The sequence below is a fragment of the Paenibacillus profundus genome (assembly GCF_021369635.1).
GTDB lineage: Bacteria > Bacillota > Bacilli > Paenibacillales > Paenibacillaceae > Paenibacillus_B > Paenibacillus_B profundus.
Genome location: NZ_JAJNBZ010000100.1, coordinates 1 through 724 on the forward strand (window position 1 = coordinate 1; position 724 = coordinate 724).

The window sequence follows — 724 nt, forward strand, 5'->3', positions numbered from 1 at the left end:
AGTAAAGTGTCTTAGAATCATCCTTATGTTGATATAAAGCTCAGCAATGAGCAAACTAGGTTAAGCTAGTAAGAGCACACGGAGGATGCCTAGGCACCAGGAGCCGACGAAGGACGTGGCGAACAACGAAATGCCTCGGGGAGCTGTAAGCAAGCATCGATCCGGGGATGTCCGAATGGGGAAACCCGGCTGTCGTAATAGGCAGTCACTCACATCTGAATACATAGGGTGTGATGAGGCATACGAGGGGAACTGAAACATCTAAGTACCCTCAGGAAGAGAAAACAATAGTGATTCCGTCAGTAGCGGCGAGCGAACGCGGAATAGCCTAAACCGAAGAGCTTGCTCTTCGGGGTTGTGGGACGTCTCATTAGGAGTCAGAAAGGTGTTTATTAGATGAAGAGGTCTGGAAAGGCCCGCCATAGAAGGTAACAGCCCTGTATTCGAAAGTAAATGCCCTCCGAGACGGATCCCGAGTACCGCGGGACACGTGAAACCCCGTGGGAATCTGGCAGGACCATCTGCTAAGGCTAAATACTCCCTGGTGACCGATAGTGAAGCAGTACCGTGAGGGAAAGGTGAAAAGCACCCCGGAAGGGGAGTGAAATAGAACCTGAAACCGTGTGCTTACAAGAAGTCAGAGCCCGTTAACTGGGTGATGGCGTGCCTTTTGTAGAATGAACCGGCGAGTTACGTTTACGTGCAAGGTTAAGGTGAAGAGCCG

The 724-nt window shown here is 50.8% G+C and carries 1 rRNA gene; it reads left to right on the plus strand.

Annotated features, from left to right (window positions below):
- Positions 1–58: 58 nt before the first annotated feature.
- Positions 59–724, plus strand: a 23S ribosomal RNA gene (locus tag LQV63_RS31240); the annotation flags it as partial.